We start from the raw sequence: 16,510 nt of genomic DNA, 5'->3' as shown, positions 1-16,510 counted from the left end.
TCGCCGCGAACTCGGGCTGCTCCTGTTTCGGAACAATATCAACATAATCAGCCTTCTGCGCGCTTGCTGTGCAGCCGGGGCGGCTACGCGCGCTGAACGCCATCGTCAGGCTGGCGCCCTCGACGAAACCGATGGTCCGCGTCCCGGCGCGTATCGGGACGCCGGTCTTGCCTACACGTTGAAACAGGCGGCGGAATGCCCTTCGCCGTAGGCTTTCATCGGAGGGCGTGACCGCGAGCACTCCGGCGTCGCCATGGGGCACCGGGTGTGAAACCGGCACCCGCTGGGCGGGTTGACCGCGCTTGGAACGTCCTTGCTCAGCAACAGCCGGTCGGTCTTGCGCAAGCTGGGGTGCGGGACAGGGATCGAGTCCATCAGCGACTTTGTATAGGGATGTTTCGGCGCCCGGAAGAGCTCGTGCCGGGTTGCGATCTCGACAATCTGGCCCAGATACATCACCGCAATGCGGTCGCAGACCTGTGCGACAATCGACAGGTCATGGGCGATGAACAGATAGGAGAGCCCCAGCTCCGCCTGCAGGTCCGCGAACAGGTTGATCACCTGCGCCTGAACCGAGACATCGAGCGCCGACACGGCCTCGTCGGCGATGATGAGACCGGGATTGAGCACCAACGCCCGTGCGATCCCCACCCTCTGCCGCTGACCTCCGGAAAACTCGTTGGCGTATTTGTGCATGTCGCTGGCCCGCAGGCCGACCTTGCGAAAGATGCCGGCCACACGGTCGCGCGCCTCCTTGCCGGAGGCGATGCCGTGGACCTTCAGCGCCTCTGACACGATTTTTCCGACCGGGATGCGGGGATTGAGCGATGAATAGGGATCCTGAAACACCATCTGCACGTTGCGGCGAAACGGTTTCATCTCTGCCTTGCCGAGATGGGTGATGTCGTGACCGTCGATCCGGATCGACCCGGCGGTCGGTGTGACCAGCCGCAGGATCGATTTGCCCAATGTCGACTTGCCCGAGCCGCTTTCCCCGACAAGGCCCAGCGTCTCGCCGCGGCGCATCGAAAACGAAACGCCATCGACGGCATGGACCACGCCGGAGGTGCGACCAAGGAAACCGGACCGGATCGGAAAATGCGTCTCCAGTCCGGTGACCTCCAGCAGCGGGTCCGGGCTGGGCTGCGTGGCGGCCATTGTCATTGCGTCACCTCGTTCCAGCAGGCCACCCGGTGCCCCGGGCGCTTTTCGTCAAGCGGCGGCTTTTGCTCACGGCACAGAGCCTGCACGCGGGGGCATCGATCGGCGAAGGCGCAGCCTTCGGGCAATGCCGCAAGCGCGGGCACGACGCCGGGGATCTCTTCCAGCCTGTCCGGGGTGCCGGTCACCCTGGCGATTGCGTCGATGCTTGGAATCGCCTTCATCAGGCCCACGGTGTAGGGATGCATCGGGCGGTCGAACAATTCGCCGACCTCGGCGACCTCGACCTGACGGCCGGCATACATGACGATCACACGGTCTGCCGTCTCGGCCACGACGCTCAGGTCGTGGGTGATCATCATGACGGCGGTTCCAAGGCGCTCTTGCAGGCCCTTGATGATCTCGAGGATCTGGGCCTGAATCGTCACATCCAGCGCCGTGGTCGGTTCGTCGGCGATCAGCACGCTCGGGTTGCACGCCAGGGCCATCGCGATCATCACGCGCTGGCGCATGCCGCCGGACATCTCATGCGGATGCCGACGCAGCCATTTGGCCGCATCCGGAATGCGCACCAGATCCAGCATCTCCTGCGATTTCGCCATCGCGTCGCGGCGTGACAGGCCATTGTGCTGCCGGAACGGTTCGGCCAGCTGGTCGCCGATGGTCATCATCGGATTGAGCGAGGTCATCGGCTCCTGAAAGATCATCGAGATGCGGTTTCCCCGGATCTCGCGGATCCGCTTGTCCGAAACCTTGGCAAGGTCCTCGCCGTCAAACAGGATCGCGCCCTTGGTGATCTCGCCGGGCGGGTTCGGGATCAGCCGCAGCACCGAAAGCGCCGAGACACTCTTGCCGCAGCCCGATTCACCGACAATGGCCAGGGTTTCGCCGTGCTGCAGATCATAGCTCACGCCGTCGACCGCGCGCACCGGGCCCTTGCGGGTGTGGAACACGACCTCGAGATCCCGGACCGTCAGAACCACCGGAATGGAGGATGCACGGTCGAGGACGGCTGTGGATGTAGGGTGAGCCTTGGTCATGATACATTTCCGTCACGCGGGTCGAGGTGATCGCGCAGCCCGTCGCCCAGCAGGTTGAAGCCCAGCATCACGAGCAACAGGAACAACCCGGGAAACAGGGAGATCCACGGCGCGAATGTCAGGAATTCATTGCCGCTGGCGATCATCGTTCCGATGCTGGGTGTCGGTTCCTGAATGCCCATCCCCAAAAAGCTGAGCGCGGATTCCGTCAGGATCACATTGCCGATCAGCACCGAGGACAGAACGATCAGCGGCCCCACGCAATTGGGCAGGACATGACCGAAGATGATGCGCGGGTGGCTCATGCCAAGCGCATGGCAGGCCGAGATATAGTCCATCGTCTTGACGCTCAGCACCGCGCCGCGGGTCACGCGGGCAAACTGCGTGATGCGGCGGATCGACAGCGCCAGGATGATCGACGGGATGCTCGGGCCCAGCACCGCGACCAGCGCTAGCGCCATGACAATCCCCGGCACGGCCATGAAGATCTCGACGATGCGCATCAGCACCTCATCCACCCAGCGGCCGAAATAGCCCGCCACCGCGCCGATCGTGACGCCCACCAGCATGCCGAAGGCCACGGTCACCAGAGCGATCTGAAGCGACATGCGCGCGCCGTACAGCAGCCGGGAAAAGATGTCGCGCCCGGCGGTATCGGTGCCCAGCAGGTTGTCCCAGCTGGGCGGCGTCAATCCCTTGGCCAGGTCGATGGCGTCATAGGGGTATGGGGCCAGCACTGGGGCCAGAATGGCGATCAGGCACAGGCTCGCGGTCAGGGCAAAGCTTGCGGCGTTCAGCGGTTTGCTCAGGAAGATCGCAAAGCTTTCGCGGGCCCGCACAAGCGAGGTGCGGTGCGCCCCTGCGCGTCCTTCGTATTCGGAGGCGGTCTGGCTCATAGGCGCACCCGCGGGTCGATGATCATGTACAGCAGGTCCACGATCAGGTTGGACGCGGCAAAGACCACCCCGATCAGCAGCACGGCGCCCTGCATGACCAGCACATCCTTCTGATAGATGCTGTCGATCAGCAGGCTGCCCAATCCGGGAAGCGAAAAGATGAACTCGACCGCGACGGCCCCGCCCATCAGGTTGGCGAACTGGAAGCCGACAACCGTGATCACCGGGTTCACCGCATTGCGCAGCGCGTGCACGAAATAGACCCGACGCTTGGTCAGCCCCTTGGCCGTGGCGGTGCGGATCATGTCATGCGACAGGACTTCGAGCATGCTCGAGCGCATCATGCGGGCGATCAGCGCCGCCGGATGCAGCGCCAGCGCCATGGTCGGCAGGACCATTGCAATCATCCCGTGCCGTGCGATCGGGCCGTTCATCGGAAAGATCGGAACCAGATAGGCCAGCGACCAGATCAGCAGCAGGGCAAACCAGAAGGTCGGTGTGCTGACGCCGAGAATCGAGATGAAGCGCGCGACATAGTCGATCGTCCGGCCGCGGTAGATGGCGGAGAGGACCCCGACGGTGCAGCCGATCACGATCGCCGATCCCATGGTCAGACACAGCAGGATCATCGTGGTCGGCAGCGCCTTGAGCACCATCCGCGTCACTTCGGTATTCTGCACGTAGGATCGGCCGAAATCGCCCTGCAGCGCCCGCCAGACCCAGTCACCGAATTGCTGCGCGATGGGCTTGTTCAACCCCAGGTCTTCGCGCACCCGGACAAGATCGGCCTCGGTGATCAGCCACGCCCCGTCGGCGTCCAGCCCGAGGGCCGCCAGCGCCGGATCGCCCGGGGCCATGTGCACCAGCAGAAAGGCCAGAAGCGCGACGCCAAACAAGGTCGGGATCGTCAGAAAGAGCCTCCGCACGATCAGTAAAAGCAGCATTTCAGTCCCTTTTCAGGTTGCGCTCGGATGCAAGCCGTCACGCGCGGTGCGTGCCGGGGTGTCGGCAGTCCGGCCGGGGCCATCCGGTCGGACTGCCTGGTCTGGTGTCGCTGCGGACATGAGGCCGTCAGAGGCTCTACTTGTCCAGCCAGACCCTGTGCAGGATGTCACGGCCCTTGAGTTTGGGGATCTGGAACCCTTTGACATAGTCGTTATAGGCCGCGCGGTGGTTGCGGAAGTTGACGAAGATGAACGGCGTGTCCGCAAAGACGAGCTGTTGCAGCTCCGCGATCTCGGCCTGAACCGCGGCCGGGTCCTCGGTCTGGCCGATGGTCTCTGCCAGCTCCTGCGCGCGCGGGTTCTGGAAACCGCCTTCCTTGTTGTAGCCGGTCATGTTGGTGCTGCTGTTGCCGGAATAGAGGTTCCAGGTGAAGTCCTTCAGGCTGGTATCGCCATTGAACTGCCACAACACCATGTCGTACCGGCCGGCGAACATGTCGTTCACCAACTGACCATAGGCCTTGTTCTCGACCTCCAGATCGATCCCGATCTCCTTGAGCTGCGCCTGGATCAGGATGCCGCGTTGCACATGGGCTCCGCCACCGCCGGTCATCAGCTTCAGTTTCAGCGCCTTGCCGTTGGGGCCATAGCCCGCCTCGGCCAGCAGCGCGCGGGCCTTTTCAAGGTCGGGGCGCACCGCCGACACGTTCTCGGCCTGAACGAACCCCTTGTGCCACGGCGGAAAGATCGACTCGATCTCGGCCCCGGCACCGCCATAGACGTTGTCGATGATCGCCTTGCCGTCGATGGCGTGCTGGATCGCGTTGCGCACCCGGACATCGGCCAGCGCCGGGTGACGGGTGTTCAGCGGCAGCAGGGTCAGGGTTGTCGCCACGCCTTCCTCGATGATGATGTCGTCGACCCCTTCGAACTGCGGGAACTGCGATTCAGGGAAGGTGTTGATCAGGTCCAGCTCACCGCTCTTGAGCGACAGGATGCGGACGCTGGCAGAGGCCAGAAGCGAGGATTCATACCGGTCGACGCAGGGCTCTCCGCTCCGGTAGTAGTCCGGATTGCGCACCAGGGTGATGCTCTTTTTCGGATCGAAGGTCTCGAACATGAAGGGCCCGGTCCCGGCGGCACCGGTGATGCCGTAGTCCTGACCCAACTCCTCGACCTTGGCGGGCGAGGCGAAACGAAGATAGCTTGCCACCTCCCACAGGAACCCCGGCCACGGCTTGGCCAGCACGAAACGCACGGTGTGATCGTCCTCGACCACCACCTCGCTCAGGAACTCCTGCCAGATGCCGGTGAAGGGCGACACCACGTCGCCGGATTGCTGCCGTTCCACGTTGAACTTGACCGCTTCGGCGTTGAAATCGGTGCCGTCGTGAAACTTGACCCCCTCGCGCAGCTTGAAGACGAAGGTGAGGTCATCGATCTGCTCTGGCATGTCGACGGCCAGGCCGGGTGATATCGTCAGGTCGTGCTCGACCCGCAAAAGTGCGTCATAGACCAGGTCCATCAGGTAGACAGGGTTGACCGCCTGTGTCGGGTCGACACGCGAATACTGCATGTCCACCGTGCGGAACGTGCCGCCGCGCTTGGGGCACACCTCATCGCTCTGCGCCGCGACCGGACTGGACAGTCCGACCCCGACGGCAAGCCAGGTGCCGAGAAATACTTGCGAAAGCGTCTTCATAAGGGTCTCCTCCACGTGTTGGTGCATCTCTCTCTGTGTCGAGGGATGTCTCATTGCCGCACATGCAAATGGTGCGGGTTGGCCAAGGGTGCCGGTCAGAACCTCCCCACCCTTTCAATACCTGCGCTGCTGGTCGCCATGATCGCGTCAAGGTGGTTCAGAACCAGCCGGTGGCGCAACTCCTGATGCTCCGGGTGATCCCAGAGGTTGGTGAACTCGCCCGGGTCTTCGTCCAGGTCGAACAACTCGCCAAATCCGTGCCCATGATAGACCACGGTCTTGTAGCGGCCGTCAAAATTCATCGTGGCGTGGGTTGGCAGAGAGTGTCTGGCCGAGCCGAGGGCATCGTTGAATTCGCAGACCACCGAGGCCTTGTGAACGCTTGGGTCCGCCTCGCCCCGCAGCAGCGGCAACAAGGACTGCCCCTGCATGTAATACGGTATCTCGATTCCGGCCGCATCAAGCACGGTGGGGGCAAGATCCACCAGTTCGACCAGCGCATCGCTGATCTGGTTGTCCTGTATCTGCCCGCGCCAGCAGAAGATCAGCGGCACATGCACCAGCCCCTCGAAGAACCGGCAGCCCTTGTAGAGCAGCCCGTGATCGCCCAGCATCTCGCCGTGATCGGAATGAAAGATGATCAGGGTGTTCTCAAGCTCGCCCCTGGCGTCCAGATGGTCGATCAGGCGGCCGAACTGGTCATCCAGCAGCTCGATCATCGCGTAATAGGCAGCCTTGATGCCGCGACCGTTGAACGACGCCGGCGGGTGCGTTGCGGTGAACTCACTGTCCTCGGCCGCCGCATTGTCGCCGATGGTGGGGTCTGACGCCTCCAGCGATTGCTGACAGATGTTCTGAAACCCCTTCTGCCGTTCAAGATCGGACGGCCTGAACAATGGGTCGGGCAGCGTCTCGGGGTCATACCGCGCAAGGTACTCGGGCGGCGGATCAAACGGCGGATGCGGATCAAACGGGTTGAGCGACAGCATCCAGGGCCCGTCCCGCGGTTCGTCGATGAACCGCATGGCGATTTCCGTGCACCAGGTCGACTGATGCAGATCCGCCGGAACCCCGGGCGTGCAGAACCCTTTCACGTCATGAAACAGCTCGGCATGGTCGACGCCCTTTTCCTCTTTCAGCCAGCGCCCGTAGTCGTTTCTGCGCGAGGCCGGTTCTGGCATCGAATGGTGGCTCCACGCCATCATGCGATAGCCGTCGTCGGTGCGCTTTTCCATCTCGCCCTCGGCGCTGGCCAGATGCAGCTTGCCAACCAGCCCGCAGTCATAGCCGTGATCGGCCAGGATGCGCGTCACCAGCTTTTCCGAGCTTGGGAAGTAGGCGTTGCCATTGCGGTGGACATGGGTGCTGGCGGGGTAACGCCCGGTCAGAAAGGACGCCCGGCTCGGGGTGCAGATCGGACTTTGGACATAGGCCTGACGAAACGCCGTCCCGGCCTCGATAAAGCGGTCAAGCGCGGGCGTGCGGATGTGCGGATTTCCGAGTGCGGCAATGGTGTCGTAGCGCTGCTGATCGGTGCAATACCAAAGAATGTTCGGTCGATCCGACGCCATGTCCCAAAGCCCCCCGGCAAATTCTGTGTCCCGGTGAGTGTAATTCGGGCCGGGACATGATTACTAACTGCATTTGATGCCGAATCCCAAACCAGAGGTTATGGGTGGCGGCAGCCGACCAGAGAAGGAGCGCGCCATGGAACTGCGACAGTTGGAGTATTTTCTCGCCGCCGTCGAACAACGCAGCCTCGGCCGGGCGGCAGAGGTCATGAACATCAGCCAACCGGCCATCAGCAAGGCGATCCGACGGTTGGAGATCGAGCTCGGCGTCTCCCTGCTCGACCGGCGGCCCAGGGGGGTGGAGACCACCGCCTTTGGCGACGTCCTTGCCCTGCGCGGCACGTCGATCCGTCACGCCCTGATGCGTGTCGAGGACGAGCTGCGGGCGATGAAATCCGGGCACACCGGCAAGGTGACCATCGGCGTCGGCTCCAGCATGCGGCTGAAGTTGCTGCCCGATGCGATCCTGCGGGTGAAATCGAGCCATCCGAACGTGGAATACAAGGTCGTCAGCAAGCTGCACGACGGCCTGATGCCGGACGTGCAGCGGGGCGATGTCGAACTTGCCCTGTGCCAGCTCGCGACGCCCGACGTCGTGGACGAACTGGCGGAGATCCCGCTCTATTCCGACAGCATCCGACCGACGGTGCGCAAGGGCCATCCGCTGTTGCGCAAGCCGGACCTCAGGCCGATCGACTGTCTGGACTACGACTGGATTCTGCCGGCGGCCGAGCACCTGGGGCATCGCCGTCTGGATGCGCGGTTTCACGATCTGGGATTTCCGGCGCCCAAACCTGTGGTTGAAAGCGAGTCGACGCTGTTTTCCATTTCGATGATCAAGAGCAGCGACATGATCAGCTGGCATCCCACCCTGGTGATCCAGGAATTCTCGGATCACGTCGCGGCGATCCCGCTGCCGGAGATCTCGATGCCACGCAAGGTCGGCATCGTTCACCGGTCCGACATGCAGTTTTCGGCCCCGGCGAAACTGTTGATCGAACAGCTGCAAAACGTCAGCCGCGAAATGATCGACAGCGGCCTGGCCGATCCGATCACCCCCGGCTGACTTGCCCTGAGGTTATGGCTGACGGCCCAGATCGCACTTGTGGTTCTGTCGCGGCGAGGCAACCATGCATCCTGCACAGGGCAGACGGAGGCAGGCATTTGAAACCGAACATTCTTTATATCCTGTCGGATCAGCATGCCGCGCATGTCGCCGGCTGCTATGGTGATCCGGTTGTCCGCACCCCCAATATCGACAGGTTGGCGGCCCGGGGGGTGCGCTTTGACAATGCCTACACGCCGTCGCCGATCTGCCTGCCGGCCCGCATGTCGCTTTTGACGGGGCGGTATCCCTGTCGTCAGAACGTCTGGACCAACAGCGACTCGCTCGCCTCGGACCTCCCGACCTTTGCCCATGCCCATGGCGCGGCCGGCTACCGCCCGACACTGATCGGACGCCTGCACAGCCTTGGGCCGGATCAGTTGCATGGCTATGCCCACCGCGAGGTCGGCGACCACATGACCGACTGGCTGGGGGGCAGCGACTATAGCTTGGGCGTTCTGGACAAGTGCCAGCGCCCGTTTCGCGATGCCCTGGTCAAATCGGGTCCGGGGCGGATGAGTTTCGAAGACCTCGACAAAGACGTGACCCGGCACGCCCTGGCGTTTCTCGACCGCGAGGCCGAAAAGCGCGCCCGCGGTCACACCGATCCGTTTTCGCTCAGCCTTGGCTATATGCTGCCGCATCAGCCCTATGTCGGGGACCCTGGTCTGTTCGAATATTACCATGACCGGGTGTCGGACCCGAGGTTGGCACGCGACGAGACGCAGGAGCCCGAATACCTTGCCTGGTGGCGCAAGCAGACCGGAATGAACGACATGACGCCGGCGGAAGAGCGGCGCGCCAAGGCCGCCTACTACGCGCTGGTCGAGACGCTGGATGGCGAAATCGGCAAGGTGCTGGATCGGCTCGAACGCCACGGGCTGATGCAGCACACGATGATCGTTTACGCCTCCGATCACGGCGATCAACTGGGCGAGCGTGACCTGTGGTTCAAGCAGACGTTCTATGACCAATCGGCCAAGGTTCCGCTGATCCTGAGCTGGCCGGGGAAGGTGCCCGAGAACCAGCGGCGCGACCATGTCGTCAATCTCGTCGATCTCACCGCGACGCTGGTGGACGCCGTGGGCCACGATCCGTTGCCGGAGGCTGACGGCCGCAGCTTGCTGGGCATCGCGAAAGACCCGAAGGCCGACTGGAGCAACGAAACCTTTTCGGAGTATTGCACCGACGGGATGAAGGCCTGGACGGGGGGCAAGAAGCTCTTGACCCGCATGGTCAGGCAGGGCCGTTTCAAGCTGAACTACTTCCACGACGACCGGCACCAGCTGTTCGACCTTGAAGCCGACCCGGACGAGACCCACAACCTGTTCGACGCGCCGCAATACGCCGAGGTCCGCGACCAGCTGCTGACACGTGTACTCGATGGCTGGGACCCGACCCATATCACCCAGACCATCGATCGCGGCATCGCACGCAAACGCATCCTCGAGGCCTGGGCCCGTCAGACCGAGCCACCGGAGCGTTTTCGCTGGCCGACACGTGCAGACCAGAACTGGTTGGTCGAGGGCCCGACCTCGTGAAAAAGAATGCGCCGGCCCGTGTGAGCATGACTTGACCCGGTGTCCAGCGCCTCAATCCGTGCAAGGACCCTCCCGATTTGCCGGCCCATCCGCCGCACCAGCGCGGGAACTACGGTGCGGTATCTTGGTGTTTCTGCCGCGGTGAGGGCGTCACCGGGTCGAGCCCGATGACCGTAACCGTCGCGAGGGGCGCGCCGGTCAGTAGCGCACCTCGACCATCTGGTGGCCCCGCACCTTCGGGACGGTAAAGCGCACCCGGCCGTCGGTCTGCGTGAACTCCAGCGCCGGGCCATTGGGCACCACAGACACGGCCTTGACCGCGCCGGTCGCGGCGAGGTCGACGGTGATGTCGTGCAGGTCGATCAACTCCTGGATCGGCTGCACGGGCGCGCCGCGGAAGTTTCCGCGCAGGGCCGGCGTGGCATAGAGCAGGTGCACCACGTCGCGGGCCTCTTCCGGTTGATGGCGCACGGTCACGCGTCCGGCGCGCGGCAACGAGGTCGTCACCAGCCGGTCCTCGCCCAGGGCCTGTTCGATCAGCTTCTCGGCGATCTCCAGCATGGCGAGGGAACCGACCTGGAAATAGGTGGTGAAGATCGGGAAGGCAAAATAGGTGAAGCCGCCCTTGGCCGATCCCGCCGCGGTGCCCAGCGGCTCGGGCTTGCTGGCGGCTTGAACGTGGCCCGAGAAGTGCCGCACCGTGCGGTTGAAATAGGGCTCGTAGACCTCACCCAGCGAGGTGCCGTCGGTCAGTTTCACATGCTCGGCCGGGGCATACATGAACAGCGGATCGCCGACGAAACTGGCCCGGCAGGCCTCGGTCGGCAGGACGTAGTCGCCGTCGCTGTTGGGCGAGGTCCCGTCCCAGTCGGCGCCGACGTCGAAGACGAAGCCATGCTCGGGGTCGATGCCGCTTTTCCCGGTCAGAAGGACGCGGCCACCACCGGCGACGAAGGCCTCGACCTTGGCCTTCAGCGCGTCTCCGACGACCACATCGTCGGGCAGGATCAGCAGCCTGTAGCCCGAGAGATCGCTGTGCATGTCCACCACGTCAAACGCCATCTGGGTCTCGAGCAGCACGCGCGAGGCGCCCTCGTCGGCGTCGCAGTGATGATGCGGACGCCCGGCAAAAGACGGCAGGCTGGCAGCCTCGGTCGGCAGCATGGCAACCTGTGCCCGGTTGGTCGACCCCTTGGCCCAGGCCTCGCGCTCGGCCACCCATTTGTAGGCCGGGCGGATCACGTCCATCGAGGTGCGGTCGATCTGGCCCGTGGGGTGCAGGTGATCACCGATCGAGCAGCACGCGCCGTGCGCCAGCATCGCCCCGCATTCATAGACCAGCGCCTCGGGCAGCTTGTAGCCGCCGACCTCGCCCCAGTGGATGTGGAATTTGCCGGTCATGCCGAGGAAGGGTTCGCCCAGGGTGTCGACGAACCGGGCGCTGAGCGGGAAATGCTCGTAGCCCCAGCCCGCGGTCGGCAGCGATTCCAGTTCCACGTGGGAATAGTAGTCCTTGTAATGCTTGCGCAGCTCCCACGGCATGTGCGGCGAGTTGAAATAGAGCGGCATCTTCGGGTTGTGCTTGTGCACCGCGTCGCGGACCCGGCCGAAGTAGGTGACGATGGACTGCGCGGTAAAGGCCTCGCGGTCCTCGGCGTTGCTCCAGTCCAGCCCCATCGCGTCCATCTTGATCTTGGCGAACCGCGAGATCGAGGGCAGTTGGAACGAGATGTCCATGAAGATCCCGTCTGCGTCGGGATAGCGCTGCATCACCTCCTCGGTCTGGTGGCACAGGTAGTCGAGATAGGGCGAGGCGAAGTCGAGAAAGGCCCAGCCGGCGCCATTGCCGTATTGCGGCATGAAGGTCGGCAGCGTCCCGTCGGGCGACACCGTGCGCCACTCGGGGTGCTCGAATGCGGCCAGCTCGTCCCATGTCGCGGTCAGGTAGATCGGGGCGTTGATGCCTTCTGCGTGCAGCGCGTCGATCTGCGCGCGCAGCAGGTCGAACTCAAGATGCGGGTGCATCTTGCCCACTTCGGTCGGGTGGTAGGAATGGCCATGGTGGCACTTGGAGAACACCGTGACGCTGTCGACATGCGCCTCCTTGAAGGCCCGGGCAAAGGCCCCCGGATCGAACCGGCTGCCAATGCCGGCGATGGTCTCGTTGGTGTGGAAGTCGAGGTGAATCTGCCGGTAACGCATCAGGCGTCTCCTTGGGTGAGCATGTTTGAAATGAGGGGCGCGGTACGGCGCTAGCCTATGGCGGGGAGGGCCTCGGCAGAGTCGGGCCAGGCCAGGGTCGTGCCGCTCTCGGCGAAGAGGTAGACCGACCGCGCCGGGATCGTCAGGCCAAGCGCCTCACCGTGCCCGAGGCTCAGCTGCGCCGACCGGTAGACCGCGAAGTAGCCTTCGTGGGATTCGGAATCGAAGGCGCGCAGCTCGCCCGCATCGACATAGACGATCGTTTCCCGGCCGAGGCTTTCGACGACGGCGACGCGGGTGTCCATCGACCAGCCGGGTTCGCCCGCCGCGCCAAAGCCCTCGGGTCGGACGCCGATGATGACCTTGTCACCCTGTCGCGGGACCTCGGCCTCCGCGTGGATCTCGATGGCCGCCTCGCCGGTCAGTCCGGGTGCCGCGACGCTGACCGACCGGCCTTGCACGCCGGTCACTGCAGCCTCGATGAAATTCATCCGGGGCGAGCCGAGGAAACCCGCGACGAACCGGTTGGCGGGGCGGTTGTAGAGGTCGAGCGGCGCGCCGAGCTGTTCGATTTCCCCGTCGTGCAGCACCACGATCCGGTCGGCCATCGTCATCGCCTCGGTCTGGTCGTGGGTGACATAGACCATCGTCGCGCCCAGCTCGGCATGCAGCCGGCCCAGTTCGACGCGCATCTGGGTGCGCAGGGCGGCGTCGAGGTTGGACAGCGGCTCGTCGAACAGGAAGACCTCGGGCGAGCGGGTGATCGCCCGGCCGATCGCGACGCGCTGTTTCTGCCCGCCGGACAGCTGCCGCGGCTTCTTTTCAAGGTGGTCGGTGATCCGCAGGATGCCCGCCGCCCGTTCGACGGCGGCATCGATCTCGGCCTTGGGACGGCCGGCGATGGACAGGGCAAAGCCCATGTTCTTGCGCACGGTCATGTGCGGGTAAAGTGCGTAGTTCTGGAACACCATCGCCACGCCGCGGTTTGCCGGCTCGTCACCGGTGATGTCGCGGCCATTCACCTCGACCCGGCCCGAGGTGATGGTCTCGAGCCCCGCGATGGAGCGCAAGAGCGTGGACTTGCCGCAGCCCGAGGGGCCGACCATGACGATGAATTCGCCAGGGTCCACCTCGAAGCTGACATCCTTGATCGCGCGGAAGCTGCCGTAGTTCTTGACGATGTTGCGAACGGAAAGACTGTTCATGGTCAATGTCCTATTTGCCGAGGCCCGCGAGCGACCGGACGAAGTATTTCTGAAGGGCGATGAAGAGCGCGAGGATCGGCACGGTGGCGAGTGCCAGCCCGGCCATGATCGCCGGCCAGTCCGACGAGAACTCTCCGCGCAGTTGCAGGATGCCCACCGGCAGGGTCTTCATCGCCGGCTTGGTCAGCATCACCAGCGCCAGCAGGAACTCGTTCCAGACAAAGACCGCCTGGAAGATCGCCGCACTGGCCACCGCCGGGCCCGACAGGGGCACGATGACGCGAAAGAAGATCTGCACCCGGCTGCAGCCGTCGAGCCGCGCCGCCTCTTCCAACTCGCGCGGAAAATCGAGGAAGAAGGCGTAGAAGAGGATGGTGGTGAAGGGGATGCCATAGGCGGCATAGACCAGCACGATGCCGAAGTAGCTGTTGAGCAGCCCGGCCGAGGACACCATCTGGTAGAGCGGCAGCAGGACCGCCGTGATCGGCACCGCGAACCCCGCGACGATGGCAAGATAGACCATCCTGAGCGCGAAGGTGTTGGTCCGGGCCAGCACGTAGGCGGCCATCCCCGAGACCAGCACGATGACCCCGACCGCAAGGAAGGTGACGATGGCCGAGTTGAGCATGAAGAAACCCAGGCCCACGCCCCAGACGCGTTCGAAGCTCTCGCCGCTGAACCCAGACGGCAGGCCCAGCGGATCGGTGAAGATCTCGCGCCGGGTCTTGAAGGCGGCCATGACCATCCAGAGCAGCGGCAGGACCACGAAGAGCGTCCAGGCCGTGACCATGCCATAGGCGAAGAGGCGGGCAAGTCGAAACCGGGTCATGCGCTTCTGCTCACTTTGAGTTGGATCCAGCCAAGGATGACGGCGATCACCAGCAGCACCACCGCGATGGCATTGGCATAGCCCATGTTGGTCAGCGAAAAGCCCTGCAGGAAGATGTAGGTGCCCAGCACCTGGGTCGAATTGGCCGGCCCACCCTGGGTCAGCACGTAGATGAAATCGAACAGCTTGAAGCCGCCGATGGTGGTGATCAGCACCGCGACGATCAGGACGTTGCGGATGGCCGGCAGGGTGATGTGCCAGAACGCCTTGATCCCCCGCGCGCCATCCAGCGCCGCTGCCTCATAGAGCTCTTTCGGGATGCCCTGCAGCCCGGCGAGGATCAGCACCATCATGAAGCCGGTGTACTGCCAGGCGGCCACGATCAGGACCATCCAGATCGACAGGTCCGGGTCGCCCAGCCAGCCCAGTTGCGGCGGCGTCAGGCCGATGGCCTTGACCAGTTCGTTCAGGATGCCGACGTTGGGGTCGAAGATGATCAGCCAGATCAGCGCCACCGCCACCGACGACACCACCATCGGCATGAAGATCAGGGTGCGGAAGAAGGTCTGCCCCTTGGGGATGCCCCGGTCGAGAAGCGCGGCGAGGATGCAGCCGATGCCGACCTGAAGAGTAACCGAGCCGAAGACGATGATGAGGTTGTTTTTGAGTGCGACCCAGAAGACCGGATCGTTCCAGGCGCGGGCATAATTGGCGAGGCCGACAAAATCCCAATCCGTCGAGGTCAGGCTGAAGGCGTTGAACGATCCGACCACCGCCATGAGGGCGGGCACGAAGATCAGCACCGTGCAGATGATCAGGGCTGGCGCCAGCAGGATGGCAGAGCTGAAGGCGGACGATAGAACCAGTCCCCGTTCCGCTTGTGCGGTCGTCCCCGGCGTTGACATGACGTGTTCCTTGACTTGCCGCAGGCAGGACCCGCGGCGTGTATCGGTATGCGTGAAAGCGTGGTGGCTGGGTGGCGGACGGCCCCGGCAGGGCCGCCCGATGCGCGATCAGTTGGCGTTGAGCGCCGCCTTGGCGTCCAGCGCGACGGCGCGGATGTCGGCCATCGCCTCTTCCGGCGTCTTGGTGCGGTTCAGAACCTCGACACCCGCGTCAAGGTAGGCATTGGCGACGCTCGCCTCGAGCAGCACGTCGAGCACGTTGACCGAGCCGGTGGCCGTGGCCATGTCTTCCGAGATCCACTTGAAGTTCTCTGAGCCTTTGAACTGGTCGATCAATGCCGGGTTCGACGGGATGCCGCCGACGACCTCGGCGAAGCGCAGCGACATCTCGTCCGAGACCAGGAAACTCACCCAGGCCGCGGCCATCTCCGGGTGTTCGGTCGAGGCCGAGATCTGGTAGCCCGAGGGCACCATGAAGCCCGCACCGGGATCACCCGCGCCGCCTTCGATACCCGGCATCCGGAACATGGCGAAATCCTCGAAACCCTCATCATTGAAGATGTTGGCGCACCACGATCCGCAGTAGATCAGCGGCGAGATCTCGGCCGCGAACATCGAGCGCGACGCCTCGGGCGAGGTGGCATTGGGCGCGTCCTGGAAACAGCCCGCATCCTGCAGGTCGACGACCTTCTGCCAGGCCTCGACATAGCCGGGATCGGCAAAGAGCTCTTCGTCCGACGCGGTGAGCGCGTAGTCTTCCGCCGTCGCCTCCGTTCCCAGCACACGCGCGTTGAGCATGGTGATCACGTGGTTGAGCTTCCAGCGTTCGGAATTGCCCAGCGCCCACGGCACGATGTCGGGATCGACCGCCCGAATGTCCTGGCACAGGGTCAGCAACCCGTCAAAAGTGTCGGGCGGGGTCAGGCCGTGTTCCTCGAAGAAGGGCACGTTGTAATAGAAATACTTCGACACCGCCTGCGCCGGGACACCGTAGTTGCGGCCGTCGTATTCAAAGGACGAAAGCCAGCCTTCGCCGAGGTATTCGCCAAAGCCGCCGTCCACGTCCTTGTATTCGGTGATGTCGAGAACCAGATCGTCGCGCACCAGCCGCGCGGCATCCTCGCCGGCCCAGTTGAAGAACACATCCGGCGCGTCCGACCCGGTCAAAGCCACCTGGATCTGGGTCTTGTAGGCTTCGTTGGGAAAGGTCTCGTGGATGATGTTGACGTCCGGGTGCGTCTGCTTGAAGGCCTCGGCCGCCTCGGCGATGAATTCCGGATTGTCGTTTTCGACCAACGTCCACATCGTCAGGTCGACCGCCCCCGCGCTGCCGGCGAGTGCCGCCGCGCCCAGGCTCAATGCGCCAACCCGCGCGATCCGTGAAATCGCAGTTCTCAGTGCCATCTGTT

13 protein-coding genes are annotated in these 16,510 nt (G+C 63.9%); 2 read left to right on the top strand and 11 right to left on the bottom strand.

Annotated elements, in window-relative coordinates:
• Nucleotides 1-171: 171 nt before the first annotated feature.
• From VOI27_RS13335 to VOI27_RS13310, 6 genes are all read right to left on the bottom strand, one after another.
• Nucleotides 172-1,164 (bottom strand): ABC transporter ATP-binding protein, encoded by a 993-nt coding sequence (locus tag VOI27_RS13335; protein WP_323765849.1) that lies wholly within the window; start codon nt 1,162-1,164, stop codon nt 172-174.
• Nucleotides 1,161-2,201, bottom strand: coding sequence for an ABC transporter ATP-binding protein (locus VOI27_RS13330; protein ID WP_323765848.1), 1,041 nt, complete (start codon nt 2,199-2,201; stop codon nt 1,161-1,163). Before VOI27_RS13330 ends, VOI27_RS13335 begins: the two co-directional genes overlap by 4 nt.
• Nucleotides 2,198-3,097 (bottom strand): ABC transporter permease, encoded by a 900-nt coding sequence (locus VOI27_RS13325; protein ID WP_323765847.1) that lies wholly within the window; start codon nt 3,095-3,097, stop codon nt 2,198-2,200. The genes VOI27_RS13330 and VOI27_RS13325 overlap by 4 nt, the downstream gene beginning before the upstream one ends.
• Nucleotides 3,094-4,041 carry an ABC transporter permease gene (locus tag VOI27_RS13320; RefSeq protein ID WP_323765846.1) on the bottom strand — a complete coding sequence of 316 codons (948 nt, stop codon included), beginning with the start codon at nt 4,039-4,041 and terminating at the stop codon, nt 3,094-3,096. Before VOI27_RS13320 ends, VOI27_RS13325 begins: the two co-directional genes overlap by 4 nt.
• A gap of 136 nt (nt 4,042-4,177) precedes the next feature.
• Entirely contained in the window at nt 4,178-5,743 is a 1,566-nt protein-coding gene (locus tag VOI27_RS13315; RefSeq protein WP_323765845.1) for an ABC transporter substrate-binding protein, read from the bottom strand.
• 95 nt (nt 5,744-5,838) lie between these two features.
• Nucleotides 5,839-7,314: a sulfatase gene (locus VOI27_RS13310; protein WP_323765844.1), complete on the bottom strand. Its 1,476-nt coding sequence runs from the start codon at nt 7,312-7,314 to the stop codon at nt 5,839-5,841.
• 136 nt (nt 7,315-7,450) lie between these two features.
• On the opposite strand from VOI27_RS13310, the gene VOI27_RS13305 reads away from it, so the two are divergent.
• Entirely contained in the window at nt 7,451-8,380 is a 930-nt protein-coding gene (locus VOI27_RS13305; protein WP_323765843.1) for a LysR family transcriptional regulator, read from the top strand.
• A 98-nt stretch (nt 8,381-8,478) separates the two neighbouring features.
• Nucleotides 8,479-9,960, top strand: coding sequence for a sulfatase-like hydrolase/transferase (locus tag VOI27_RS13300; RefSeq protein ID WP_323765842.1), 1,482 nt, complete (start codon nt 8,479-8,481; stop codon nt 9,958-9,960).
• Nucleotides 9,961-10,158: 198 nt separating this feature from the next.
• Here the strand turns inward: VOI27_RS13300 and VOI27_RS13295 are convergent, their stop codons facing one another.
• From VOI27_RS13295 to VOI27_RS13275, 5 genes are all read right to left on the bottom strand, one after another.
• Nucleotides 10,159-12,162 carry a beta-galactosidase trimerization domain-containing protein gene (locus VOI27_RS13295; protein ID WP_323765841.1) on the bottom strand — a complete coding sequence of 668 codons (2,004 nt, stop codon included), beginning with the start codon at nt 12,160-12,162 and terminating at the stop codon, nt 10,159-10,161.
• 50 nt (nt 12,163-12,212) lie between these two features.
• Nucleotides 12,213-13,367 (bottom strand): ABC transporter ATP-binding protein, encoded by a 1,155-nt coding sequence (locus VOI27_RS13290; protein WP_323765840.1) that lies wholly within the window; start codon nt 13,365-13,367, stop codon nt 12,213-12,215.
• A 10-nt stretch (nt 13,368-13,377) separates the two neighbouring features.
• Nucleotides 13,378-14,196 carry a carbohydrate ABC transporter permease gene (locus VOI27_RS13285; RefSeq protein ID WP_323765839.1) on the bottom strand — a complete coding sequence of 273 codons (819 nt, stop codon included), beginning with the start codon at nt 14,194-14,196 and terminating at the stop codon, nt 13,378-13,380.
• The gene (locus VOI27_RS13280) at nt 14,193-15,101 is read right to left on the bottom strand and encodes a sugar ABC transporter permease (protein ID WP_323765838.1); all 909 of its coding nucleotides are present in this window, start codon (nt 15,099-15,101) and stop codon (nt 14,193-14,195) included. Before VOI27_RS13280 ends, VOI27_RS13285 begins: the two co-directional genes overlap by 4 nt.
• Nucleotides 15,102-15,209: 108 nt before the next feature.
• Nucleotides 15,210-16,505 carry an ABC transporter substrate-binding protein gene (locus tag VOI27_RS13275; RefSeq protein WP_323765837.1) on the bottom strand — a complete coding sequence of 432 codons (1,296 nt, stop codon included), beginning with the start codon at nt 16,503-16,505 and terminating at the stop codon, nt 15,210-15,212.
• Nucleotides 16,506-16,510: the final 5 nt, after the last annotated feature.

Source organism: Marinovum sp. (genome assembly GCF_034669705.1).
Classification (GTDB): Bacteria; Pseudomonadota; Alphaproteobacteria; order Rhodobacterales; family Rhodobacteraceae; genus Marinovum.
Note: the sequence above shows the minus strand (reverse complement) of the source record. Positions and strands in the feature narration are given on the sequence as shown.